The following is a 21,671-nucleotide window of genomic DNA, read 5'->3' on the forward strand; positions in this document are numbered from 1 at the left end:
TCCTAAACGCACACAAATCAGAAGAGAGAGTCGCCCAGCCAGAGGGCGCTGACGCCACTCATCGACCGCTCCGCCTGGCCGATGACCCCGGCCACGGAGCGGCCCACGAGCACGGCGAGCGCCTCGGGAAGCGATGCGGCCGTGGGCGCCGACGACGGCTTGGGGTGCAGAAAATCCATGAACGACGAGCCGGGATAGCTCACCAGCCGGACGTCGTCGTCGGGGTCGAGACCGGCCAGCACCTTGGCGCGCCTGATCGCGGTGCGAAGCCCGCCGAGTTCGTCGACCAGTCCGTGCTCGTGGGCGTCGGCGCCCGTCCACACTCGGCCGCGCGCGACCGCATCGACCTCTTCGACGGCCATCTTGCGCCCCGCGGCGACCCGCTCGACGAAGTCGGTGTAGAACAGGTCGGCCTCCGCCTCGACGTGCGCGCGCTGCTCGTCGGTGAACGGCTTGTTGATCGACCAGGCGTCGGCATTGGCGTTGGTGCGCACCGAATCCGAGCGGACGCCGAGCCGGTCCTTGAGCTCACGGGCGACCAGCTTGCCGGTGACGACGCCGATCGAGCCGGTGATGGTGCCCGGGTTGGCCACAATCGCGTCGGCTGCCATCGCTGCGTAGTAGCCGCCGGAAGCTGCGACGGCGCCCATCGACGCGACGACGGGCTTTCCGGTGTTCCGGATCCGGACCACCTCGCGCCATATGGTTTCCGAACCGGTGATCGCTCCGCCGGGGCTGTCCACGCGCAACACGATCGCGGAGACGGAATCGTTGGCTGCGGCCTCGCGCAGTGCTGCTGCGATGGTGTCGCCGCCGGCGCTCGAATTGCCGAACGGCAGCACCTGCGGGCCCCCGCGGCCGCTGACGATCGGGCCGTGCAGGGTGACGACAGCGATCGTCGGCTTCTTCTTACGGCCGGGCACCGCAGGGATGGGTGGTGACGGCCGCGAGGCGGTGGCCTTCGCGTACCGCGACAGGTACAGCCGCGGCGGCGCATCCCCGGAATCCGCGTCGCCGGTTTCCGGCGAGATGCCCGGCGCGCCAACGAGTTCGGCGATGCGGGCATAGGCCTCGTCGCGGAATCCGATTCGGTCGATCAATCGGCCGGTGACGGCGTCGTCGCGCAGCAGCGGCGCCTTGTCGGCGAGCGCGTCGACCTCCGCCGGGTCGAGGCGGCGGGACTCCGCGACCGCCTGCCAGACCTGGGCGTGCAGGCTTTCGATCAGTCGGCGATCGGCCTCACGGTGCGAATCGGTGTAGCTGTCCTGTGTGAAAACGTTTGCGAAGGACTTGTATTCGCCGCGCGCGACGAACTGCGCCTCGATACCCGCCTTGTCGAGCGCGTCGCGTAGGAACGTCGCGTTGGTCGCGAAGCCGATCAGTCCGACGGTGCCCGAGGACTGCATCCACACTTCGCGAAACGCCGACGCGAGGTAGTACGACAGCGTGCCCGGGTAGGTCTCGGCCCAGGCGACCGACGGCTTGACGTCGCTGAACGCGGAGATGGCCGCGCGCAGTTCCTGGACGGGTCCGGCCGCGGCGGCGGGAAGTTGAACGCGGGCGATCAGGCCCGCCACCCGCGGGTCGTCCGCGGCGCGGTGAATGGCGTCGACGGCCTCGCGCAGCACCAACGTCCGGCTGCCGCCGGTGATCATCGCGATCGGGTCGAAGCCACTCGTTTCCTGCGGCGGCGACATCAGGTCGAGTTCGAGCACGCATCCGTCGGGGACACCGTGATGCCGGGCGGTGTCGACCCGCCTGCCGAGCGCGCGAAGGTCGTCAATGCCCGGGATGCCTGGCAGAAATGCGAACATCCTTTGAGCCTACCGACGGCCGCCGGCGTCTCAGCTGGCCGGAAGCGAGTTGACTCTGCGCTCACGGCGGCGAAATGCAGCCAAACATAGCCGTCAGCGCAGGGTCAACGCCAATGGACGCTCAGCCCGGCATTATCCCCGTGAACTGCGGGCAGTAGACGGCCACCGAAACCCTCATGAAGCCCACTGCCTGCGCACGACTGAGGTTGGCGTTCTGCAACGACGCGACGAGGTTTCGCACCAGCGGCGCCGGGTTGGGGTTACGCGCCATCTCGACGGCCAGCGTGTTGCACACATTGCGCCCCAGCCCCGCGAGGTCCGTGTCGTCACCCGCGGTGATGCCGAGCGAGTTGACCGCCTTCTCGAATTGCTCGTCGGAGTCTTGTGCCTGCGCAGTCGCAGCGCCGAACACGGCGATACCAACGGCGACCATCGCGATGGTGAAGACGCGACGGAGAGTAGTCATCTCAGCTCCTGCAGTCTCGGCCCCCCGCGACATTGATCGCACCGACGATTGATCTTGTTACCAGTTTCTATTACACAAGAGCCCCCACCGTAATGGCAGGGGCTCATGCGTACAACTGGAGCTACAGCTCGGTTGCGGATCCGCCCGCGGCGGTGATCTTCTCGCGTGCGCTTCCGCTGAACTTGTGCGCGGTGACGTTGACCTTGACGGTCAGCTTGCCGTCGCCGAGCACCTTGACCAACGAATTCTTGCGCACCGCACCCGATGCCACCAGCTCGTCGACACCCACATCGCCGCCCTTGGGGAACAGCTTGTTGATGTCGCCGACGTTGACGACCTCGTACTCGGTGCGGAACCGGTTGCGGAAGCCCTTGAGCTTCGGCAGCCGCATGTGGATGGGCATCTGGCCACCCTCGAACATCGCGGGGACGTTCTTGCGTGCCTTGGTGCCCTTGGTGCCGCGACCGGCGGTCTTGCCCTTGGAGCCCTCACCGCGGCCCACTCGGGTCTTCGCGGTCTTCGACCCCGGCGCCGGGCGCAGGTCGTGCAGTTTGATAGTCATCCTCAGACCTCTTCTACTTCGACGAGGTGGTGGACGGCCTTGATGAGTCCACGGGTCTGCGCGTTGTCCTCACGGACCACCGACTGCCGGATCTTGCGCAGTCCGAGGGTCCGCAGGCTCTCGCGTTGCTTCCAGCGCGCACCGATCGTGCTGCGCACCTGGGTGATCTTGAGCTCTGCCATGGTTACGCCGTTCCTTCACGCGCAGCCGACGCGGCGAGCGCCTCGGCCTCCCGCCGCGCCCGCAGCATGCCTGCCGGCGCCACATCCTCGATGGACAGCCCACGCCGAGCCGCCACCTCTTCCGGACGCTGGAGCAGCTTGAGCGCGGCCACCGTGGCATGCACCACGTTGATCGCGTTGTCGCTGCCCAGCGACTTAGCCAGGATGTCGTGCACGCCCGCGCATTCCAGCACCGCGCGAGCGGCGCCGCCGGCGATCACACCGGTACCGGGGCTGGCCGGGCGCAGCATCACGACGCCTGCAGCCGCCTCGCCCTGCACCGGATGGGTGATCGTCCCACCGATCAGCGGGACCCGGAAGAAGCCCTTGCGCGCTTCCTCGACACCCTTGGCGATGGCGGCCGGGACCTCTTTGGCCTTCCCGTAGCCGACACCGACCATGCCCTTGCCGTCGCCGACGATGACCAGTGCGGTGAAGCTGAACCGCCGGCCACCCTTGACGACCTTCGAGACGCGGTTGATCGCGACGACGCGCTCGATGTAGTTGCTCTTGTCACCGCTGTCGCGGCCGCCACGGCCGCCGCGGTCGTCGCGACGACCGCGTCCGTCGCGGTCTCCTCGACCGCCTCCGCGGTTGTCCTGCGCCGGAGCGGCGCCAGCCTGCTCGGCCATCATGCAGTCCTTCCCAAAATATTGAGGTCAGTCATCAGAACTTCAGTCCGCCTTCGCGTGCCGCATCAGCCAGTGCGGCGATGCGTCCGCCGTAGGTGTAGCCGCCGCGGTCGAACACCACCGCGTCGATACCTGCGGCCTTGGCGCGCTCGGCGATCAGTTGACCGACCCGCACGCTGTGAGCCTTCTTGTCGCCGTCGATCGCGCGCACGTCCGGCTCGATCGACGATGCGGCCGCCACAGTGGTGCCGTTGAGATCGTTGACCAGCTGCACGTGGATGTGCCGTGACGACCGGTGGACCACCAGGCGCGGCACCTCGGCCGTGCCGGAGATCTTCTTGCGCAGCCGGGCGTGCCGACGCAGTCGCGAGACGCGCCGCGTCTCGGACACGTTGCGCCCCACGGGCTTATGCACCGAGGCCTCAGTCTTCGTAGCCATTTCTACTTACCTGTCTTTCCGACCTTGCGGCGGATCTGCTCACCCTCGTAGCGAATGCCCTTGCCCTTGTAGGGATCGCTCTTACGCAGGCGGCGGATGTTCGCCGCGACCTGGCCGACCTTCTGCTTGTCGATGCCCGAGATCGAGAACTTCGTCGGTGACTCCACCGCGAACGTCACGCCCTCGGGTGCGGTGATCAGCACCGGATGGCTGTAGCCCAGGGCGAACTCGAGGTTGTTGCCCTTGGCCACCACGCGGTAACCGACGCCGAAGATCTCCATCTTGATGGTGTAACCCTCGGTGACCCCGGTGACGAGGTTGGCGACCAGCGTCCGCGACAGCCCGTGCAGCGAACGGCTGCGGCGCTCGTCGTCAGGCCTGGCCACCACGATGGCGCCGTCGTCGTCGCGCGACACCTTGATCGGCTCGGCCACCGCGAGGGCAAGAGTCCCCTTGGGACCCTTGACCGACACGTTCTGGCCGTCGATCGTCACGTCGACCCCGGCGGGAACCGGGACCGGCTGCTTTCCAATTCGCGACATGGTTCTAGTTCCCCCTCACCACACGTACGCGAGGACTTCGCCGCCCACGCCTTCTCGGGCCGCCTGGCGGTCGGTCTTCAGACCGGACGACGTGGAGATGATCGCCACGCCCAGACCGCCGAGCACGCGCGGCAGATTGGTGGACTTCGCGTAGACGCGCAGACCGGGCTTGCTCACCCGGCGCAGTCCCGCGATGCTGCGTTCACGGCTCGGGCCGTACTTCAGTTGCACCACAAGCGACTTGCCGACGCGAGCATCCTCGGTGCGGTAATCGGAGATGTAGCCCTCGCGCTTGAGGATCTCGGCGATGTTCGCCTTGATCTTGCTGTGCGGCAGCGTCACCTCATCGTGGTACGCCGAATTGGCGTTGCGCAGACGTGTCAAGAAGTCTGCGATCGGATCCGTCATGGTCATGACAGCCGGTTCACCTTCCTCGCGGCGGTTCCATCGTGTTCATCAACACCGGTGGCCTGCCGCAACCTTTGGGGTCAGTAGTAGTAGAGCTGTTACCAGCTGGACTTCTGCACACCCGGCAGTTCGCCGGCATGTGCCATCTCGCGTAGGCAGATACGGCAAAGCCCGAACTTGCGGTAAACCGCGTGCGGGCGACCGCACTTGCTGCACCTGGTGTAAGCGCGCACCTTGAACTTGGGCTTCTTATTGGCCTTGTTGACCAGAGCCTTCTTTGCCATCTGTTCAGTTCTCCTTGAACGGAAAGCCCAGCGCCCGCAACAGCGCTCGTCCTTCGTCGTCGTTCGTCGCCGAGGTGACGACGGTGATGTCCATGCCACGGGGCCGGTCGATGGAGTCCACGTCGATCTCGTGGAACACCGACTGCTCGGTAAGCCCGAAGGTGTAGTTGCCGGTCCCGTCGAACTGCTTGGGCGAGAGCCCGCGGAAATCGCGGATACGCGGCAGCGCGATCGAGATGAGGCGGTCCAGGAACTCCCACATCCGGTCGCCGCGCAGCGTCACGCGCGCACCGATCGGCATGCCCTCGCGCAGCTTGAACTGTGCGATGGACTTGCGGGCCTTGCGGATCTCGGGCTTCTGGCCGGTGATCAGCGCCAGGTCGTTGACCGCGCCGTTGATCAGCTTGGCGTCACGGGCGGCGTCACCGACACCCATGTTGACGACAACCTTCACCACGCCCGGGATCTGCATGACGTTGGCGTAGCCGAATTCCTTTTGCAGCGCGTCCTTGATTTCCTCGCGGTAGCGCTGCTTGAGGCGCGGGAGGGTCTTTTCAGCGGTGGTCATGTCAGATGTCCTTGCCGTTGGTCTTGGCGATGCGGACCTTCTTGCCGGTCTCTTCGTCGATGCGGTACGCGATGCGGGTGGGCTTGCCATCGGAGTCGACGACCATCACGTTGCTGACATGGATGGCAGCCTCCTGCGTGACGATGCCGCCGGACTGCGCGCCGCGCTCGTTGCGCGAGATCGCGGTGTGCTTCTTGATCCGGTTGACGCCCTCGACGAGAACCTTGTCCCTGCTCGGATACGCCTGCAGCACCTTGCCCTTGGCGCCCTTGTCCTTCCCGGAGATGACCAGGACGGTGTCGCCCTTCTTGACCTTCATCTACAGCACCTCCGGAGCAAGCGAAACGATCTTCATGAAGCGCTTCTCGCGCAGTTCACGACCGACCGGCCCGAAGATGCGGGTACCGCGGGGGTCGTTGTCGGCCTTGATGATGACGGCGGCGTTCTCGTCGAACTTGATGTAGCTGCCGTCGGCTCGGCGGCGCTCCTTCACGGTGCGCACGATGACGGCCTTGACCACCTCGCCACGCTTGACGTTGCCGCCCGGGATGGCGTCCTTGACGGTCGCCACGATGATGTCGCCGATGCCGGCGTAGCGCCGGCCGGAGCCACCGAGCACGCGGATGCACAAGATCTCCTTGGCACCCGTGTTGTCGGCGACCTTCAGCCGCGATTCCTGCTGAATCACTCGAACTCCTCGACCTGGTTAATGTGTGCACGGCAGATACCGACCTGACGTGCGCGGTCTTGCTGTCACCGAAGGGCACGCGGGGCCTATCCGAAAAGATCGGCCGAGGTCTGCCCAAGGCAACCCGTTGATTCTAGGTGACGACCTGCGCAGAACCAAATCGCCGCTGGTCACCCCCACTCCCACCGCCGGCCGGGGTTCCCCGGACGGCTGACCTGCCGGTCAGCGCGTTCTAGAGGCCGACCACACAGCGGAACCCGATGTGGGTGGTCGCGCTGTCCTGGGACTGGGGTGAACGCGCCGCGGCCCGGTACCGGTGGCAGTACTCGGGCGCACACAGGTGCGATCCGCCCTTGAGGGTCTGATTCACCGAGGGGTCGGGCGTCATGGTCGGGGTGCAGCAACCCCCAGAGCCCCCAGAGCCGTTAGCGCCCTTGCCGCCGTCGAGCCGGTGGTGCCCCGAGAACTCCGTGGTCGTCCACTCCCACACATTGCCGATCATGTCGAGCAGGCCGAACGCATTCGCCGGGAAGGTGCCGACGGGCGACGTGCCGACCCAGCCGAGGGCTCCGTTGTTGAGGTACGGGAAGCGGCCCTGCCACGTGTTGGCCATCAGCCTGCCGCCCGGGGCGACGTCGTCCCCCCACGGATAGGTGGTGGTGGCACCCGCCCGCGCGGCGTACTCCCATTCGGCTTCCGTCGGCAGCCGCCGACCCGCCCACCGTGCGTACGCCGCCGCATCGGGATACGCGATCTGCACGACCGGATGATCGAGGTGGTCCTCGAACTTCCAGCCGTCGGGACCGAAAGGCCGCCGCCAGTTGGCCCCCGGCTGCCACGTCCACCACTGACGCCAGTCCCGCAGGTCGACCGGTCCGCTCGTCGGCCGGAACACGAGCGCACCGGGCACCAGATCCTCCGGTGCCGCACCTGGATACAGCGCAGGGTCGATCGGCTGCTCGGCGACGGTGAGATATCCGGTGGCGTCGACGAATTCGGCGAACTGAGCGTTGGTCACCGGATGACGTTCAACGGCGATCGCGACCACGGTCGCGTTGTGGGCGGGCGCCTCTTCCGGATAGAACTGCGTCGAACCCATCCGAAACGTGCCGCCGGGCAGCTCAACGAGCTCGGTGAGCATGGCTTCAGGGTAGTTCGATGGAGAAATCCTTCATCAGCGGCGAGGTGAACGGGTCGAAATCCGCACTGGCGGGCCCCTGAACGTGCACCACCACGAGATAGTCGCCCGAGTTCGTCCAGATGTGCGCGATACGGTCGCCGAACTCGACGGATTGGCCCGGCGCATCGGACCAGGAGCCGAGCAGTTTCTGGCCGCTGTATCCGCAGATCTCGGCGGGCAACACGCTGACGCTGCTGACCTCCGATGCCGCCATCGCGTCGTCGGCGTACTTCTTGAACGCCTCCGCCGGATCCAGCGTCGTCTTCGTGATCGTGACCGTCGCCCCGATCCCGTCCGGGCCCGTGAGTTTCGCGCCCACGTCGCCTTCGCCCGGTGCCGACGACCAACCTTGCGGGAGTGCCACCGTGATCTTCGGTGCGGCCGGATCGGACACCGTCGCCGTCGCCACTCCGTCCGACGGAGGTTCTGTCAGCTCACAGCTCACCGCGCCCGCGGGCACCGAGGTGCGCGTCGTCGGCAGGATGCCGGGTTCGTCGAGGTCGGCCTCCGGCGTCGGGATGGCCCGCGTCGTCACCGTTGTGGTGGCCGTCTCGGACGTCGTCGTTGCAGCGGTCTGACTGGCTTCGTCGGCGACCGGCGCACCCTCGCTGGTCTTGCCGCAGGCGGACACCATCACCAGACACAACGCGGCGAGCGCCGCCGATCGAATCTTCATCAGGGCTCAGTCCTTCGCGAAGGCACGCGCGAATTCACGCTCCAGATCCACATACGGTGCACCGGAGACATCGACGTTCACCTGAGTGATCGTGCCACCTGTGAACGCGAATGGCGCCTTATATGCCCGTGATACGGGCGAACCGGTGTTGCGGCCGACGCTGAGGGTCGCTCCGGCGAGACCGAAGGTGCCGGGGTGGATCTTGACGCCCGAGCGGGATGCCACCTCGGTGTCATCGATGTACAGCGCCGCGTCGCCGACTGGTGTGTGGCTGCCCTCGGCCGTCCCGGTGCGGGTGTAGGCGACTCCGAAGGAGTGCTTCCCCAACGGCACGGGCCCCGGCGACGACAGCGCCTGCTCCTCCTCGCCGAGGAAGTTGTAGATGTAGTGCAGCCGTCCGTCCTGGATGAACAGGACATGTCCACCGTGTCCGCCGCCGTGTTTGAACAACACGCCCTCTGCCCCGGTGCTGTCGACGGTCACCTCGGCGATCACGACAAATGACCGCCCACTGACCTCCACTGCGGCCCCCATACCGACATCGGCGGTGCCCGGATAGTAGGTGTACGACTCACGAGCGCGGGTCAGGTATGGCCGGTCCCGGCCGATGGTTTCGAAGATGTCCAGATCCGCCAGCGGAAGTCCGTTGTACTTCTGCGCTTCACTGAACCACAGCGCCTGGAGTTCGGCGAGTTTCTCCGGATGCTCGGCGGCGAGATCGTGGCACTGGCTTCGATCGGCTTCGATGTGGAACAGCTCCCATCGGTCCTTGTCGAAATGCGACCAGCCGGCGGGCGAGGCGGCGTGCACGGTGTTGGCGAACCATCCGTCGTGCCAGATGCCGCGCGTCCCCAACATTGTGTAGAACTGCGTCGTCTTACCGGTCGCTGCCTGCGGATCTTCAAGGGCCGCTTTGAAACTCACGCCGTCAAGCGGTTTCTGGACGATGCCTTTGACGGTCTCGGGCGGCTCGATGCCAAGCAGGTCGTACACCGTCGGCGTGATATCGCAGACGTTGACGTAGTTGTCGCGCACCTCACCGTGCGCCGCGAGGCCCGCGGGCCATGAGATGATCGCGGTGTCGGCGATACCGCCCTCATGCGAGGCGTAGCGCTTGTACAACTTGTACGGCGCGTTGAACGCCATCGCCCAGCCGATCGGATAGTGGTTGTAGGTCTCGGGTCCGCCCAGGTTGTCGATGTACCGCAGGCCTTCTTCGACCGTGTCGACGTAGCCGTTGAAGAACTTGACCTCGTTGACCGAACCGTTGGGTCCCCCCTCGCCGCTGGCGCCATTGTCCGAGATGACCACGATGATGGTGTTGTCGAGTTGGCCGGACTCCTCCAAATAGTCCAGGATGCGGCCGATCTGGGCGTCGGTGTAGCTCAGGAATCCGGCGAACACCTCGGCCATCCGGCAGAACAACCGCTTCTCATCGTCCGCGAGCGAGTCCCACGGGCGCACGGTGTCCTGGTCGGGCCACGGTTGTCCGTTGGGGCCCTTGACATCCGAGTACGGGTTGACGGGTGAGAGCTCGGTGTCCGGCGGGACGATACCGAGGCGCTTCTGGTTCGCCAGCACGATCTCGCGGTAGCGCTCGTAGCCCATGTCGAACTTGCCGGCGTAGCGGTCGGCCCACTCCTTGAAGACGTGATGCGGCGCATGCCCGGCGCCGGGACAGACGTAGGAGAACCAGGGCTTGTCGGGCGCGATCACCTTGGCATCACGGATGAATTCGATTGTCTTGTCGGCGAGGTCCTTCGACAGGTGGTAGCCGTCCTCCGGCAACCCGGGCGGCGCGACCGGATGGTTGTCGTAGACGAGTTCGGGATACCACTGGTCGGTCTCGCCGCCCAGGAAACCGTAGAAGCGCTCGAATCCCCGCGACAGCGGCCAATGTCGCTTGGTGGACGCGAGATTGGACTCCTCCAGCGGGGTGAGATGCCACTTACCGATGCAGTAGGTGTTGTAGCCCCTCTCCGCGAGGACCTCCGACACCAGCGCCGTGTCGTCGGGGATGCGTCCATTGCAGCCCGGGAACCCCTCGGTGAACTCCTCGATGGTCGCCATTCCGACGGTCGTGGCGTTGCGACCGGTCAGCAGCGACGCGCGCGTCGGTGAGCACAGCGCGGTGGTGTGAAACTGTGAGAGGCGGACGCCGCGTTCGGCGATGCGGCTCATCGTCGGCATCTCCACCAGACCGCCGAAGCAGTCCCAGGTGGCGATGCCGGTGTCGTCCCAAACGAGATAGAGAACGTTGGGGGCGCCCTCCGGTGCGGTGGGCGCGGCGTAGGGACCCCAGTCCGGTTCCGAATCCCGGATATCGAGTTCGATCTTGCCGTTGAATTCCGTCGCCATGGCAGTCCTGTCCCCGTTCGCTGATCGCCGCTTGGTCGACGATCGCGCTGGAGATTACCCCGGCGATATGAGTTCAGACTGAGAATTCGACGACGGCGGCGCGGCGGGCTTCCTGGTCAGCCACCACTGCGCGGTGGCAAGCGGAATCGTCCACCCGAGCCACGCCCCCAGTCCCGCCACGAACCACAGGTAGTGCTCCTCGTGGCCGTCAAAGATGGTGTCCTGCAACGGCTGCAGCGAAATGAACAGTACGGGCGTCCAGATCCGGTTGGTGATCGTGGACAGTGCGACCGTCGCGCTGCGGACCATATGCCTGCGGTGCTCGGCGAAGCGCCGGTGCCGCGCCGCGACGAACCCGTTGATCGTGAACCACAGCCACACCGCGCCCAAGAACACGTTGCTGACCGCGAGCAGCGGGCCGAACGGGGTGGCGGCTCCGATCACCATCGCCGACGCCGCGGCGGGGATCGCTGCGGCGACGTACACGCGTCCGGTGCGGCGGTGCAGTGCGGGATGGCGGGTGCGAAGCCGCGGCCAGATCTGCGCGACGGCCGAGGTCATGGCGACGCTGCCCAGCATCACGTGGGCGACGAGCAGTGGATAGTGCCACGCGAACGTCGCAGGCACCCTGGTCCCGCCGGTGAAGTACGGCGGCAACGAGAACAGCAGGAACGCGGTCACGATAACGGCGAGCACCGGCGCCAAGAACCCCGCACGCGGCCCCGTTGCGTATGTCATACGCATGGAGCGTACGCCATACGCAAACCGCCTGCAATCGTTATGCTGGCGACAAATGAGCGATCCCCTCCCCCGCGCGCTCGAGATCTTGTGGCACGACCCGAGCGCGCCGAAACGCTCTGCAGGGCTGAGCCGCGAGCGCATCGTCGCCGCGGCGGTCGAACTGGCCGACGCACACGGTCTCGGTGGGCTGTCGATGGCACGGCTGGCCGATCGGCTCGGCTGCGGCACCATGTCGCTGTACCGGCACGTCGCCAACAAGGACGAGTTGCTGACCTTCATGCTGTCCACGGCGCCGAGCCCTCCGCCCGCACCCTCCGAACCCGCGGATTGGCGTGGCGCCCTTACGGATTGGGCCGACGGACTGTGGGACCTCTACCACCGGCACCCCTGGATCCTGTCGGCCGCTGCGGCCGGCCCGCCCGCGGACCCCGGTCAGGTGGCCTGGCTCGATGCCGGGCTGGCCGCCCTCGGTCCTACGGGGCTGTCCGAACGCGACAAGCTCGCGGCGGTGATGGCGGTGCTGCATTTCGTTCGCGGGGCGGCCGCGCTCAGCATCGAGGCGGCCGAGGTGGCTGGCCCCGACTACCCCGCCCTGCTGCGGCGGGTCGTCGACGCCAACCGATTCCCCGCGCTGGCGTCGGCACTGGAGGCCGGCGCGTTCGACGGCGCCGACGGCGATCACCTGGCGGACTTCCACTCCGGACTGCGACAACTTCTCGACGGCGTGGCGACCCGGGTGCGCAGCAACTCGTGAGGCCATGCGGGAAAGCAGCGCCAGTGGGAGTATGCCGAGGGTGGCGACAAGCAAACCGCAGACCATCTCCTATCCGCACCCCGACTCGCGTCCCCGCCGTGACGACGACTACGCAGTCGATCCGCACGTGGTGGTCCTGTTCGGCGCCACGGGTGATCTGGCCCGGCGCAAGCTGATTCCCGGCCTCGCCTATCTGGATCAGTCCGAGCTGGCACCGCATATCGAGATCGTCGCCACGTCACTGGAGGACATCTCCACCGAGGACTTCCTCGAGATCGCCAAGGAAGCCATCGACGATTTCGGTACCCACAAGCTCAGTGGTCAACAGTGGGCACGCTTCGCCGAGACCGTCACCTACGTGCCGCAGAGTGCGGGAGCCGACGGGCTGGCGGCCGCCGTCGCCGCTGCGGAAGCCAAGCTGGGCCCCGACGTGCGTCGGCTGCACTACCTTTCGGTACCGCCAAAAGCAGCCCGCGCGGTGATCACGATGCTCAAGGACGCCAACCTCGTGGACCGCTCCCGGGTGGTCATGGAAAAGCCGTTCGGGACCGATCTGGCCAGCGCTGTCGAGCTGAACAACTTCGTGCACGAGACGTTCGACGAAAGCCAGGTCTTCCGTATCGACCACTTCCTTGGCAAGGAGGCGGCCCAGAACATCCTGGCCTTCCGCTTCGCCAACGGTCTGTTCGAGCCAATCTGGAACCGCAACTTCATCGATCACATCCAGATCGACATCCCCGAGACTCTGGGCCTGGACCAGCGCGCCAACTTCTACGAGAGCACCGGCGCGTACAAGGACATGGTCGTCACCCATCTCTTCCAGGTGATGGCGTTCGTCGTGATGGAGCCGCCGACAGCGTTGGAGCCGCGCGCGATAAGCGAAGAGAAGAACAAGGTGTTCCGGTCGATGCTGCCGGTCAAGCCTTCCGACGTGGTGCGCGGACAGTTCACCGGATACCGCGAATTGGAAGGTGTGGCAAAGGATTCCGATACCGAGACCTTCATCGCCATGAAGGTCGGCATCGACAACTGGCGGTGGGCCGGCGTTCCGATCTACCTGCGCACGGGTAAGCGGTTGGCCGAGGGCATGCGGATCATCTCGATCGCGTTCAAGGAAGCGCCGCGGTCGATGTTTCCGCCGGGATCCGGTGTCGGCTCACAGGGACCCGACCACCTGACCTTCGACCTGGCCGACAACTCCAAGGTGTCGCTGTCGTTCTACGGCAAGCGTCCCGGGCCGGGCATGAAGCTCGACAAGTTGTCGATGCAGTTCTCGACGCAGGAGATCGACACCGTCGGCGACGTGCTCGAGGCCTACGAGCGCCTGATCCTCGATGCGATGCGCGGCGATCACACGCTCTTCACCACGGCCGAGGGCATCGAGTCGCTGTGGGAGCGCTCGGAGCAACTGCTCGCCGATCCGCCGCCGGCCAAGCCGTATCCGCAGGGAACGTGGGGCCCCAACGCCATTCACCAGCTGATCGCCCCCAACGCGTGGCGGCTGCCGTTCGAGCGGGCGTGGCGCGAGAAGAAGAACGGCGACTAGCCATACCGACTACCGATACCGACTCGCCGACGTCCACCTTTCACCGCTGAGCGCAACTTGCATACAAACTCGTGGGTTTGTCGATAACGTCGCTTACGTGCCCAGCATCCAGCGGTTCGACGAGTGGTTGAATCGCAAGCTCGAAGAGTGCGCGCGCAACGCCGGCGAGGACGTCAACACCTATGTCGCGCGCGCGGTGGCATCACAGATGGTCGCCGACGTACGACGGACCGAGGCCATACATCTCAAGGTACTGGTCGATCATCTTTCCGAATCCGGTGTGTTTCATACCGACTCGATGCCGGACGTGGAAACCGTCATCTCCGACCCAGATCGGCTCCACGCCCTTGATGCCACCGGGTTGCTCGACAGCCCTCGGGACGAGGCTTTCGACCGGATCACCCGAGCCGCCGCCGACGCGTTGGACGTTCGGTTGGCGGCACTGACCTTGATAGCTGCCGACCGGCAATACTTCTTGAGCACCCTCGGCATGGCCAATATGTCCAGCCCCGCGGATCGGTCCATACCGTTGGACCAATCCATCGATAAGTACACGGTGGCCGACGGCAATCCTCTGGTGCTCGAAGACGCCCGAAGTGACGCGGTTTTCATGAAGCACCCGGTGGTGCGCAGCGGCGCCGTCGCGGCATACCTCGGCATCCCTCTGATGAGTCGTGGCGGCCACGCCATCGGCACGCTCTGTGTATACGACGACAAACCGCGGCAATGGGGCACCGGCCACATTCAAATCCTGAGCGACTTGGCGCAAGTCGCCGCTGAACGACTCTTCGGGCACACAACCGCTTAGACAGTAACCACGGATTCCGTCGCAGTTAACCCGGAAGCCATCGCCCACTGGCGGCTCGAAATCATCGACTCGCTGACATGCGTCACATTTCGTTCCCCTGAGTGACAAAACACCCTAGGATCGCTTTGCCAAAACTGCCGGAAAGTGCACAAATGCAGCTAGATGCGAAGGTCATGACCGAGTCGCCAAGTAGCCGACCGACTACTCCGCGCCTTCGGTCCGTGCCCGTTCCATCCGCGGTCCCACCCTCGCCACGGTGGGTCGAGGTCTTGCGCCGCGACCCGGGATACTCGGTGATCACCGTGGGGCTCGACGCGCTGATGGCCATCGTCGCGGTGACGCTGGCTCATCTCTCCTTTCCCGGCGGGCTCGAAGACGAGAACAACATCGGCTTGATCTCCTGGCTCTTCGTGCCGATCGTCCTCGTCGTCCTGTCGACGCGGTCGCTGTACCGGCAGAAGCTGAACCACGGGTTTCTCGACGAGTTCGAACCGGTGGAGACATCGATTGCGATTTCCGCCCTGGCAACGTTGACGGCCATGGTGCTGCTTGTTCCTCGCATGGAGGTCGGGGAGATTGTCACACCCGCCGTCCGTCCCAGCGAGCTGGTATTGCGGATCTGGGTGTGTGCGGCGATTCTCATCCCCGCTATCCGTCTGGCCAGATCGTTGGTGAACCGTTGGTTGATGCGGACGTTCCGCGTCGGGAGGCCGGCGCTGGTCGTGGGGTCCGGCCCGGTCGCCCATCAACTCATCAACAGAATGCGTCACGTGCGGGACTACGGCCTGTGGCCAGCCGGGCTGCTGGACGATACGCGGCCGTCCGACACGGATACGTTCGACGTGCCCTACCTGGGCACCACCGGCAATCTCGAGAGCGCTGTGCGTAAGACTCGCGCCGAGGAGCTGATCATCGCTCCGTCATCCCTCCCGGACGAACAGTTGGCGCGGACGGCCCAGCTGGCACAGGAACTCGGAGTCCGCGTTCGGGTGGTGCCGCGACTGATGGACGCGGTCGGTGTCGGCACCCGGATCGAGCATCTGGGCGGCGTGCCGTTGATGGTGTTGACCCGAGTCAATCCGAGGGGATGGCAGTTCGCCGTCAAACATGCCTTCGACCGGGCTGCTGCCCTGCTGGGACTGGTGCTCATCTCACCGCTACTCATCGGGCTCGCGCTCGCGGTCAAGCTCAGTTCGCCAGGGCCGGTCTTCTTCAGCCAGGAGCGGATCGGGCGCGACGGCAAGGTCTTTCCCTGTCTCAAGTTCCGCACCATGCGCGAGCCGGATAAGGCCGCGGATTCGTTCACACCGCAGACCGGGGTGGCGCCCGGCGGCGTGGAGGGCGAGGATCGGCGCACCTGGATCGGCAGGATGATGCGCAAGTTCTCGCTGGATGAGCTACCTCAGTTGTTCAACGTCCTGCGCGGGCAGATGAGTCTGGTCGGCCCCCGTCCCGAGCGTCCGGAATTCGTCGAGCTGTTCGAGATGCATGTGCGCCGCTACGGCCAGCGCCATCGGGTTAAGGCCGGTATGACGGGCTGGGCTCAGGTCCACGGCCTGCGGGGCCAGACCTCGATCGCCGACCGAGCCGAATGGGACAACTACTACATCGACAACTGGTCGCTGCTGCTGGACTTCAAGATCTTGGTACTCACGGTCCTGGCAGTGCTGCGATCCGCCGAGGACTGATCGCTGCCGTCGTCCGGCTCGGCAACTGGGTGACAACGGCACTGCATTCACATCATTACCCCAGGTCACATTCCCTGTGGTATGGCCGGCGAACTTATTGCATTTAATTTCGCGATGACGATAAGTCGGGTTACATTTCTATATACAACTTGGTCGTTGGGGGGCGTTAACGGGTTTGTAGGGGGGACCAGTGAATTCCGATCCAGCTCACGTCGGATTGATTCCGGACGGGTTGCGGCGTTGGGCAAAGTCCAACGACGCCACGCTGGACGACGCTTATCTCAGGGGCGCCGAGAAGGTCACCGAGATCCTGCTGGCACTGCAGGGAAACGGTGTGCGGACCGTGTCCGTCTACAACTTGAGTCAGGCGAATCTCGGGCGGCAGAAGGCCGAGCTCGACGCGGTGTATGCGGCCTCGTTGCACTTTCTCACCACGCTGCTCCCCGACCATTTCGACCCGGCCGCCTGCCGGGTGCGGTTGCACGGGAATCGCGATCTTTTGCCCCACAAATATGTTGCGGCTGCAGAGGATCTGGAAGCCGCGATGACCGGCAGCGACTTCCACATCAACATCCTGTCCGCATACGACGCGTCTGACGAGCTGCGCGCAGCACACGAGCGCGCGCGGCGCGAAGGGTGTGACATCACTGCCGCGCTGGAGATCGGCAACATCGACCTGATCATCAGGACCACGCCGGAGCAACTACTCAGCGGCTTCCTGCCACTGCAGAGCCAATACGCCCAGCTGGTCTTCCTGCCGACCCCGCTCAACGACCTGACCGAGCAGGACATCGACGACCTCATCGCCGCCTATCGGCGCTTCCCCAAGCTCCGGGGGCGGTAGGACAGCCATGGAGTCGACACGGAATCCGTTGATCATCGGCGCGGGCCCCGCGGGGCTCACCGCAGCACTGGAGCTGGTGAAGAACGGCGTCACACCGCGCATCTTCGAGTCTTCGGGATCCGTCGGCGGTCTGGCGCGCACACCGACCGACGGCGACTGGCGCGTCGATCCGGGCGGCCATCGCTTCTTCACCAAGAGCGAGGAGGTCGCCGCGCTGTGGCGATCGCTGCTGCCGGCCGAGGAATGGATCTCCGTGCACCGAAGCTCCGCCATGCTGGTGGAGGGCCAGCCGGTCCGGTATCCACTCGTCGGTCATGACCTCTTGCGGCAGATGGGCTTTCGGCGTGGAATGCGCGGTCTGGGAAGTTTCTGCTGGTCCAGACTGCGGTACGGGATCAGCGATCACTCGGAAACGTTCCGAGATTGGGGCGTAAGGCAATTCGGCCGCTACTGGTACGAGCTCTTCTTCGACGGCTACGTCCGGAAGACATGGCTGACCGAACCCGACCAACTGGCGAGCGACTGGGCGAATCAACGCATCAAACCGATCAACTGGCGCCGGACCGGTAAGCCCGATCCCGCGGGCCCCGATGTCTTCCTGTACCCGCGGCGCGGGCCGGGACAGCTCTGGGAGGCGGCCGCGGCGGCGCTGGCGGGCTACGGCATAGTCCCGTCCCTGAACTCGACCGTCACCAGTATTCGGCTTGACGGCAGAACGTGGACGGTGGAGCTGCAGAACGGTGAGACGGCGTCCGGGGATGCGGTGTTCTCGACCATGCCGTTGCGGCTGCTCATCGAGGCCCTGGAACCGCAACCGCCCAAACATATTCGGGAGATCGCCGCGACGCTGCGACACCGCTGCCTGATCACCGTCGCAGTCGCGTTGGATAAGCACTACGACATCCCGTACAACTGGGTGTATACCCCGGGCAAGAACTTTCGCGTCGGCCGAATCCAGAATTACGGTCGATGGTCGAGCGCACTCGCACCCGAGGGCTGGAAGGGCACTCACCTCGGGCTTGAGTACTTCACTCTGCCGGACGACGATCTGGCCGTCGCGAGCGATGAGAGCCTTGGCGCCATCGTTCAGGAAGACCTCCGTGAGCTCGGCGTCGATGACACAACGCTCGAGCATGTGATGATCGTCCGCTCACAGTTCGCCTACCCGATCAACGACGCTGGGCGGGAGCGGGACGTCGCCCGGATTCGGGATTATCTGCGCCTGCGCCATCCCACGCTGCATCCCATCGGCCGCAATGGCATGCACCACTACGACAACCAGGACCACGCGATGCTCAGCGCGATGCAGAGTGTGGCAAAGTACTTCGGCGCCAAAGTCGATCCGTGGCGGGTGAACACGGATCGCAGCTATCACGAAGCGGGGTTGACACGGGCATGAAAGCTTCGGCGGCCTGACTCAGCCGTGCCGCCGTCGGTGGACGGCCAGCGCGATGACGCTCGCCCCGATGATCACACCGACGCCGGCGGTGATCCACCAGATCGGGTTGAAGCCGCTGTCGTCGGCGGTGTCCGGTGGTGCCGCGGCCTGTATATCGATGCTGACGGGATCGCTGCCGGGCAGTGAGATCACCGCCGTTCCGTCCAGCGTCGCCCACCGATGCGCATCGCCGTCGAGCCAGTCGAGGAGCGAATCGAGTTGGTCCGGCGCATCCTCCGACGTGGCGAAGAGGACGGTTCGGTCGCCGCTGTGTCCGACTTGAAGCGACGCGAACGGCGTGGCCGGATCGAGGGTGAGCTTGGCCGGACTTCCGCCACCGATGCGCTGAACCTCAACGACCCCGTCGGTCGAACTACGCACGGGCGGAACCACTTTGTCGGCGTTCCAGCCGTCGGCCGAGATGAGCACGGCGGGTGAAGCGCTGTCGATGGCTGTCGAGAGCGGCACCACCTCGGTGTCGAGACGCGCGCCGCTGAGCCGTTGCAGCCCCGCCATGATCGACACCGCACGGGCAGTGTCGTCGAAGGACTCGGGTTCCACGCCAACCTGCACGGTCGGCATCAGCGCCTGGGGAACCGACTGGAATCCAAGCGGATCGGGGGGATCGGCGACGCTGCTGTCGACGGTGGTGTCGCCGTCGATGGTCAGTGTCACCGGCTGGAACTCACCACACTGTCCGGTGTTGCCCGCAATATCGACGGCGACGGAAAGCTTTGTGTTACGTCGTAATTCGGACTGCGGCAGGTCAACCGATCGGTCGATCGCACCGCTCGAGTCGGCGGCCCACCGGTCAATCTGACGGTCACCGATCGACACCACCACCTGCCCACCGACGGTGGATGGCAGTGGTGTGTACGAACCCTTCAGGTGCACCCGCATGTCGCGCACGGGGTGTCCGATCCGGGTCTGGTCCAGCCCGACGACCACCTGCGGCTCGAACGCCGTCGCACTCAGCTCCGGTTGACCGAGATCACGGAGGTTGACCTGCTTCACCGGTTCGGCAGGAGATGAGTTGATCGGACCAGCAACCACTTTGGCGGACAGCGCCAGCTGGGACAGCCCGCTGCTTAGCAACCTCGCCTGGTTGGCGAGCTCGTTCGACGGGCCGCTGATCTGCAGCGCGGGGACTCCCCCGCCGCGACCCTGCAACGTAAGCGCGGCATCCGACCCCTCACGAATGACGACATTGCGTTCCAGCGGTGCCGACGGCGGCACCGGACGGTCATCCCCCAACGGTGCGATGTCGATGTCGGTGTTCTGTGCGCCGTACCGACTGACGACAGCAGTGGTCAGCTCCACCGCAGCGTCGGATTCGGCGGCTGTGGGCTTGTCCGGGGTGAAGATCGTCAGCTTCTCCAGCACCGGCGGAAGGAAGTCGGCAACCCGGGCGGGTGCCACCTCTTTGCCGGTGTAGTCGATTGCGGCATCAGCGAGTTGAAGCGGAGCCGTCGGGTCGAAGAGGCAGTCACCCTCTTCGGGCAACAGCCGGCTGCGCACCGTGAACGTGACGGTGCCGTCGGCGACGCGGGCACCCGTCAGCGGAATCGAGAGTGGTGTGCTCTCCGCCACCAGCAGCTCGATCCGTGACAGTTCTCGACCCTCCTGGGTGACCGTGAGGGTTCCGCCCCGGACATACGGCGGCAGCTCGACGTCGGCGGTCAACGCGCCAGGCGCCAACCCTTTCGGAACCGGGACGGTGATGGTCTGGGTGCCCTGCACCCCGTACAGCGAGATGTCACCGTCGACACCGAGTGACGTCAGGCTGAGCGTCGGTGCGTCCGCCACCTCGCCGCCATCGCCAGGAGTCGCATTCACCTGCGGTGAACCGAAATTGACGGTCAAGACGGCAATTACCGCGACGCTCGCCGTAACGAGCGCCGCCTTTTTCAGAGCACGTGCCAGGGCAGCCGCCATATGGCCGAAGGTATAGCCACGGGACCCGATCGACAAACAGGGTCCACGCCGCCCGAATAGACGAAAAGCCCCCGACACGCCGTGTGTGCGGGGGCTTTCCTCTTGCGGTCCGGCCTATTTCGCCTTTTCGAGGATCTCGACCAGACGCCAACGCTTGGTCGCCGACAGCGGCCGCGTCTCCATCAGCGAGACGCGGTCGCCGATACCGGCGTCGCCGTTCTCGTCGTGCGCCTTCACCTTCTTGGTGGTCCGGATGATCTTGCCGTAGAGCGGATGGCTCTTACGATCCTCCAGCTCGACGACGATGGTCTTCTGCATCTTGTCGCTCACGACGTAGCCGATGGCGGTCTTGCGACGGCCGCGCGGCTTTTCGGCGCGAGGAGTGTGCTTGGGGCCCTTACCCTTTGCCTGATCTTTGGTCTCAGCCATTACGCTTCCTCACCTGCGGGCCCGGATGCCAGACCCAATTCACGTTCACGCAGCACCGTATACACGCGTGCGATTTCCTGGCGCACCGTGCGAAGCCGGCGGTTGTTTGCCAGCTGTCCCGTCGCCATCTGGAAGCGAAGGTTGAACAACTCTTCCTTGGACTCGCGCAGCTTGTCCTTCAACTCGTCGTCGGTCAGCTCGCGCAGTTCGCCCGGCGTCACTCCCACAGCCATCAGAAGTGCTCCTCTCGGGTAACGATGCGTGCCTTGATCGGCAGCTTGTGGATCGCGCGGGTCAGTGCCTCGCGCGCGGTCTTCTCGTCGGGGTAGCTGAGCTCGAAGAGCACGCGACCCGGCTTGACATTGGCCACCCACCACTCCGGCGAACCCTTACCGGAACCCATGCGGGTTTCGGCCGGCTTCTTGGTCAGCGGGCGGTCGGGGAAGATGTTGATCCACACCTTGCCGCCACGCTTGATGTGCCGGTTGATGGCGATACGAGCGGACTCGATCTGCCGGTTGGTGATGTAGGCGTGCTCCAGTGCCTGGATGCCATAGTCACCGAAGCTCACCGAGGTACCGCCGCTGGCGATGCCGCGCTGCCGCGGGTGGTGTTGCTTGCGGTGCTTGACCTTGCGGGGAATAAGCATG

Annotated in this window: 26 protein-coding genes; 6 read left to right on the plus strand and 20 right to left on the minus strand. The window is 65.4% G+C overall.

Annotated features, from left to right (window positions below; translation table 11 throughout):
* Window positions 1–17: 17 nt before the first annotated feature.
* From sppA to G6N43_RS26685, 16 genes are all read right to left on the minus strand, one after another.
* Entirely contained in the window at window positions 18–1,814 is a 1,797-nt protein-coding gene (gene sppA / locus G6N43_RS26610; protein ID WP_083155996.1) for a signal peptide peptidase SppA, read from the minus strand.
* 121 nt (window positions 1,815–1,935) lie between these two features.
* Window positions 1,936–2,280, minus strand: a complete 345-nt coding sequence (locus G6N43_RS26615) for a DUF732 domain-containing protein (protein ID WP_083155997.1) — start codon at window positions 2,278–2,280, stop codon at window positions 1,936–1,938.
* Between the two features lie 121 nt (window positions 2,281–2,401).
* On the minus strand, window positions 2,402–2,842 hold the full coding sequence (rplO, locus tag G6N43_RS26620) for a 50S ribosomal protein L15 (RefSeq protein WP_083155999.1): 441 nt from the start codon (window positions 2,840–2,842) through the stop codon (window positions 2,402–2,404).
* A gap of 2 nt (window positions 2,843–2,844) precedes the next feature.
* On the minus strand, window positions 2,845–3,024 hold the full coding sequence (rpmD, locus tag G6N43_RS26625; protein WP_083156001.1) for a 50S ribosomal protein L30: 180 nt from the start codon (window positions 3,022–3,024) through the stop codon (window positions 2,845–2,847).
* Window positions 3,025–3,026: 2 nt separating this feature from the next.
* A complete protein-coding gene (gene rpsE, locus G6N43_RS26630) occupies window positions 3,027–3,695 on the minus strand; it encodes a 30S ribosomal protein S5 (RefSeq protein WP_179967927.1) in 669 nt (222 codons plus the stop codon).
* Window positions 3,696–3,729: 34 nt separating this feature from the next.
* The gene (gene rplR, locus G6N43_RS26635) at window positions 3,730–4,134 is read right to left on the minus strand and encodes a 50S ribosomal protein L18 (protein WP_083156005.1); all 405 of its coding nucleotides are present in this window, start codon (window positions 4,132–4,134) and stop codon (window positions 3,730–3,732) included.
* A 2-nt stretch (window positions 4,135–4,136) separates the two neighbouring features.
* Window positions 4,137–4,676 (minus strand): 50S ribosomal protein L6, encoded by a 540-nt coding sequence (rplF, locus tag G6N43_RS26640; RefSeq protein ID WP_083156007.1) that lies wholly within the window; start codon window positions 4,674–4,676, stop codon window positions 4,137–4,139.
* Window positions 4,677–4,691: 15 nt separating this feature from the next.
* The gene (gene rpsH / locus G6N43_RS26645) at window positions 4,692–5,090 is read right to left on the minus strand and encodes a 30S ribosomal protein S8 (RefSeq protein WP_083156009.1); all 399 of its coding nucleotides are present in this window, start codon (window positions 5,088–5,090) and stop codon (window positions 4,692–4,694) included.
* Between the two features lie 92 nt (window positions 5,091–5,182).
* Window positions 5,183–5,368 carry a type Z 30S ribosomal protein S14 gene (locus G6N43_RS26650; protein ID WP_067804051.1) on the minus strand — a complete coding sequence of 62 codons (186 nt, stop codon included), beginning with the start codon at window positions 5,366–5,368 and terminating at the stop codon, window positions 5,183–5,185.
* Between the two features lie 4 nt (window positions 5,369–5,372).
* Complete coding sequence (rplE, locus tag G6N43_RS26655) at window positions 5,373–5,936, minus strand: 50S ribosomal protein L5 (RefSeq protein ID WP_083156011.1); 564 nt, start codon at window positions 5,934–5,936, stop codon at window positions 5,373–5,375.
* 1 nt (window position 5,937) lies between these two features.
* Window positions 5,938–6,255 carry a 50S ribosomal protein L24 gene (gene rplX, locus G6N43_RS26660; RefSeq protein ID WP_083156013.1) on the minus strand — a complete coding sequence of 106 codons (318 nt, stop codon included), beginning with the start codon at window positions 6,253–6,255 and terminating at the stop codon, window positions 5,938–5,940.
* On the minus strand, window positions 6,256–6,624 hold the full coding sequence (rplN, locus tag G6N43_RS26665; protein WP_083124662.1) for a 50S ribosomal protein L14: 369 nt from the start codon (window positions 6,622–6,624) through the stop codon (window positions 6,256–6,258).
* A 232-nt stretch (window positions 6,625–6,856) separates the two neighbouring features.
* Entirely contained in the window at window positions 6,857–7,765 is a 909-nt protein-coding gene (locus G6N43_RS26670; RefSeq protein ID WP_083156015.1) for a formylglycine-generating enzyme family protein, read from the minus strand.
* Window positions 7,766–7,769: 4 nt separating this feature from the next.
* Window positions 7,770–8,480 carry a hypothetical protein gene (locus tag G6N43_RS26675; RefSeq protein ID WP_083156017.1) on the minus strand — a complete coding sequence of 237 codons (711 nt, stop codon included), beginning with the start codon at window positions 8,478–8,480 and terminating at the stop codon, window positions 7,770–7,772.
* 6 nt (window positions 8,481–8,486) lie between these two features.
* On the minus strand, window positions 8,487–10,838 hold the full coding sequence (locus G6N43_RS26680; protein WP_083156019.1) for an arylsulfatase: 2,352 nt from the start codon (window positions 10,836–10,838) through the stop codon (window positions 8,487–8,489).
* Between the two features lie 54 nt (window positions 10,839–10,892).
* Window positions 10,893–11,576, minus strand: a complete 684-nt coding sequence (locus tag G6N43_RS26685) for a DUF2306 domain-containing protein (protein WP_083156146.1) — start codon at window positions 11,574–11,576, stop codon at window positions 10,893–10,895.
* A gap of 55 nt (window positions 11,577–11,631) precedes the next feature.
* Between G6N43_RS26685 and G6N43_RS26690 the strand changes: the two genes are divergently transcribed.
* The 6 genes from G6N43_RS26690 (at window position 11,632) to G6N43_RS26715 (ending at window position 18,618) form a co-directional block, all read left to right on the plus strand.
* Complete coding sequence (locus G6N43_RS26690) at window positions 11,632–12,333, plus strand: TetR/AcrR family transcriptional regulator (protein WP_083156021.1); 702 nt, start codon at window positions 11,632–11,634, stop codon at window positions 12,331–12,333.
* A 40-nt stretch (window positions 12,334–12,373) separates the two neighbouring features.
* Window positions 12,374–13,879: a glucose-6-phosphate dehydrogenase gene (gene zwf, locus G6N43_RS26695; protein WP_083156023.1), complete on the plus strand. Its 1,506-nt coding sequence runs from the start codon at window positions 12,374–12,376 to the stop codon at window positions 13,877–13,879.
* Window positions 13,880–13,976: 97 nt separating this feature from the next.
* The gene (locus G6N43_RS26700; RefSeq protein WP_234810221.1) at window positions 13,977–14,687 is read left to right on the plus strand and encodes a GAF domain-containing protein; all 711 of its coding nucleotides are present in this window, start codon (window positions 13,977–13,979) and stop codon (window positions 14,685–14,687) included.
* 152 nt (window positions 14,688–14,839) lie between these two features.
* Window positions 14,840–16,375 (plus strand): sugar transferase, encoded by a 1,536-nt coding sequence (locus tag G6N43_RS26705; protein WP_083156025.1) that lies wholly within the window; start codon window positions 14,840–14,842, stop codon window positions 16,373–16,375.
* Between the two features lie 190 nt (window positions 16,376–16,565).
* Window positions 16,566–17,219 carry an undecaprenyl diphosphate synthase family protein gene (locus G6N43_RS26710; protein WP_083156027.1) on the plus strand — a complete coding sequence of 218 codons (654 nt, stop codon included), beginning with the start codon at window positions 16,566–16,568 and terminating at the stop codon, window positions 17,217–17,219.
* A 7-nt stretch (window positions 17,220–17,226) separates the two neighbouring features.
* Window positions 17,227–18,618 carry an NAD(P)/FAD-dependent oxidoreductase gene (locus G6N43_RS26715; protein ID WP_083156029.1) on the plus strand — a complete coding sequence of 464 codons (1,392 nt, stop codon included), beginning with the start codon at window positions 17,227–17,229 and terminating at the stop codon, window positions 18,616–18,618.
* An 18-nt stretch (window positions 18,619–18,636) separates the two neighbouring features.
* On the opposite strand, the gene G6N43_RS26720 is transcribed toward G6N43_RS26715, so the two are convergent.
* From G6N43_RS26720 to rplP, 4 genes are all read right to left on the minus strand, one after another.
* On the minus strand, window positions 18,637–20,592 hold the full coding sequence (locus G6N43_RS26720) for a hypothetical protein (RefSeq protein ID WP_083156031.1): 1,956 nt from the start codon (window positions 20,590–20,592) through the stop codon (window positions 18,637–18,639).
* A gap of 114 nt (window positions 20,593–20,706) precedes the next feature.
* Window positions 20,707–21,021, minus strand: coding sequence for a 30S ribosomal protein S17 (rpsQ, locus tag G6N43_RS26725; RefSeq protein WP_083156033.1), 315 nt, complete (start codon window positions 21,019–21,021; stop codon window positions 20,707–20,709).
* A complete protein-coding gene (gene rpmC, locus G6N43_RS26730) occupies window positions 21,021–21,254 on the minus strand; it encodes a 50S ribosomal protein L29 (RefSeq protein WP_014209141.1) in 234 nt (77 codons plus the stop codon). Before rpmC ends, rpsQ begins: the two co-directional genes overlap by 1 nt.
* Window positions 21,254–21,670, minus strand: a complete 417-nt coding sequence (gene rplP, locus G6N43_RS26735) for a 50S ribosomal protein L16 (protein ID WP_006245113.1) — start codon at window positions 21,668–21,670, stop codon at window positions 21,254–21,256. The genes rpmC and rplP overlap by 1 nt, the downstream gene beginning before the upstream one ends.
* Between the last annotated feature and the right edge of the window lies 1 nt (window position 21,671).

Source organism: Mycolicibacterium moriokaense (assembly GCF_010726085.1).
Lineage (GTDB): Bacteria > Actinomycetota > Actinomycetes > Mycobacteriales > Mycobacteriaceae > Mycobacterium > Mycobacterium moriokaense.

Bases quoted from the DNA above. Each gene is read 5' to 3' on its own strand.
- rpmC (WP_014209141.1), bottom strand. From the start codon at position 21,254: ATGGCTGTGGGAGTGACGCCGGGCGAACTGCGCGAGCTGACCGACGAC.
- rplX (WP_083156013.1), bottom strand. From the start codon at position 6,255: ATGAAGGTCAAGAAGGGCGACACCGTCCTGGTCATCTCCGGGAAGGAC.
- G6N43_RS26670 (WP_083156015.1), bottom strand. From the start codon at position 7,765: ATGCTCACCGAGCTCGTTGAGCTGCCCGGCGGCACGTTTCGGATGGGT.
- rpsH (WP_083156009.1), bottom strand. From the start codon at position 5,090: ATGACCATGACGGATCCGATCGCAGACTTCTTGACACGTCTGCGCAAC.
- G6N43_RS26680 (WP_083156019.1), bottom strand. From the start codon at position 10,838: ATGGCGACGGAATTCAACGGCAAGATCGAACTCGATATCCGGGATTCG.
- G6N43_RS26675 (WP_083156017.1), bottom strand. From the start codon at position 8,480: ATGAAGATTCGATCGGCGGCGCTCGCCGCGTTGTGTCTGGTGATGGTG.
- G6N43_RS26715 (WP_083156029.1), top strand. From the start codon at position 17,227: ATGGAGTCGACACGGAATCCGTTGATCATCGGCGCGGGCCCCGCGGGG.
- sppA (WP_083155996.1), bottom strand. From the start codon at position 1,814: ATGTTCGCATTTCTGCCAGGCATCCCGGGCATTGACGACCTTCGCGCG.
- rpsE (WP_179967927.1), bottom strand. From the start codon at position 3,695: ATGGCCGAGCAGGCTGGCGCCGCTCCGGCGCAGGACAACCGCGGAGGC.
- rplO (WP_083155999.1), bottom strand. From the start codon at position 2,842: ATGACTATCAAACTGCACGACCTGCGCCCGGCGCCGGGGTCGAAGACC.
- G6N43_RS26685 (WP_083156146.1), bottom strand. From the start codon at position 11,576: ATGACATACGCAACGGGGCCGCGTGCGGGGTTCTTGGCGCCGGTGCTC.
- G6N43_RS26615 (WP_083155997.1), bottom strand. From the start codon at position 2,280: ATGACTACTCTCCGTCGCGTCTTCACCATCGCGATGGTCGCCGTTGGT.
- G6N43_RS26720 (WP_083156031.1), bottom strand. From the start codon at position 20,592: ATGGCGGCTGCCCTGGCACGTGCTCTGAAAAAGGCGGCGCTCGTTACG.
- rplF (WP_083156007.1), bottom strand. From the start codon at position 4,676: ATGTCGCGAATTGGAAAGCAGCCGGTCCCGGTTCCCGCCGGGGTCGAC.
- rplR (WP_083156005.1), bottom strand. From the start codon at position 4,134: ATGGCTACGAAGACTGAGGCCTCGGTGCATAAGCCCGTGGGGCGCAAC.
- G6N43_RS26690 (WP_083156021.1), top strand. From the start codon at position 11,632: ATGAGCGATCCCCTCCCCCGCGCGCTCGAGATCTTGTGGCACGACCCG.
- G6N43_RS26705 (WP_083156025.1), top strand. From the start codon at position 14,840: ATGCAGCTAGATGCGAAGGTCATGACCGAGTCGCCAAGTAGCCGACCG.
- G6N43_RS26650 (WP_067804051.1), bottom strand. From the start codon at position 5,368: ATGGCAAAGAAGGCTCTGGTCAACAAGGCCAATAAGAAGCCCAAGTTC.
- rpsQ (WP_083156033.1), bottom strand. From the start codon at position 21,021: ATGGCTGAGACCAAAGATCAGGCAAAGGGTAAGGGCCCCAAGCACACT.
- rplP (WP_006245113.1), bottom strand. From the start codon at position 21,670: ATGCTTATTCCCCGCAAGGTCAAGCACCGCAAGCAACACCACCCGCGG.
- rpmD (WP_083156001.1), bottom strand. From the start codon at position 3,024: ATGGCAGAGCTCAAGATCACCCAGGTGCGCAGCACGATCGGTGCGCGC.
- rplE (WP_083156011.1), bottom strand. From the start codon at position 5,936: ATGACCACCGCTGAAAAGACCCTCCCGCGCCTCAAGCAGCGCTACCGC.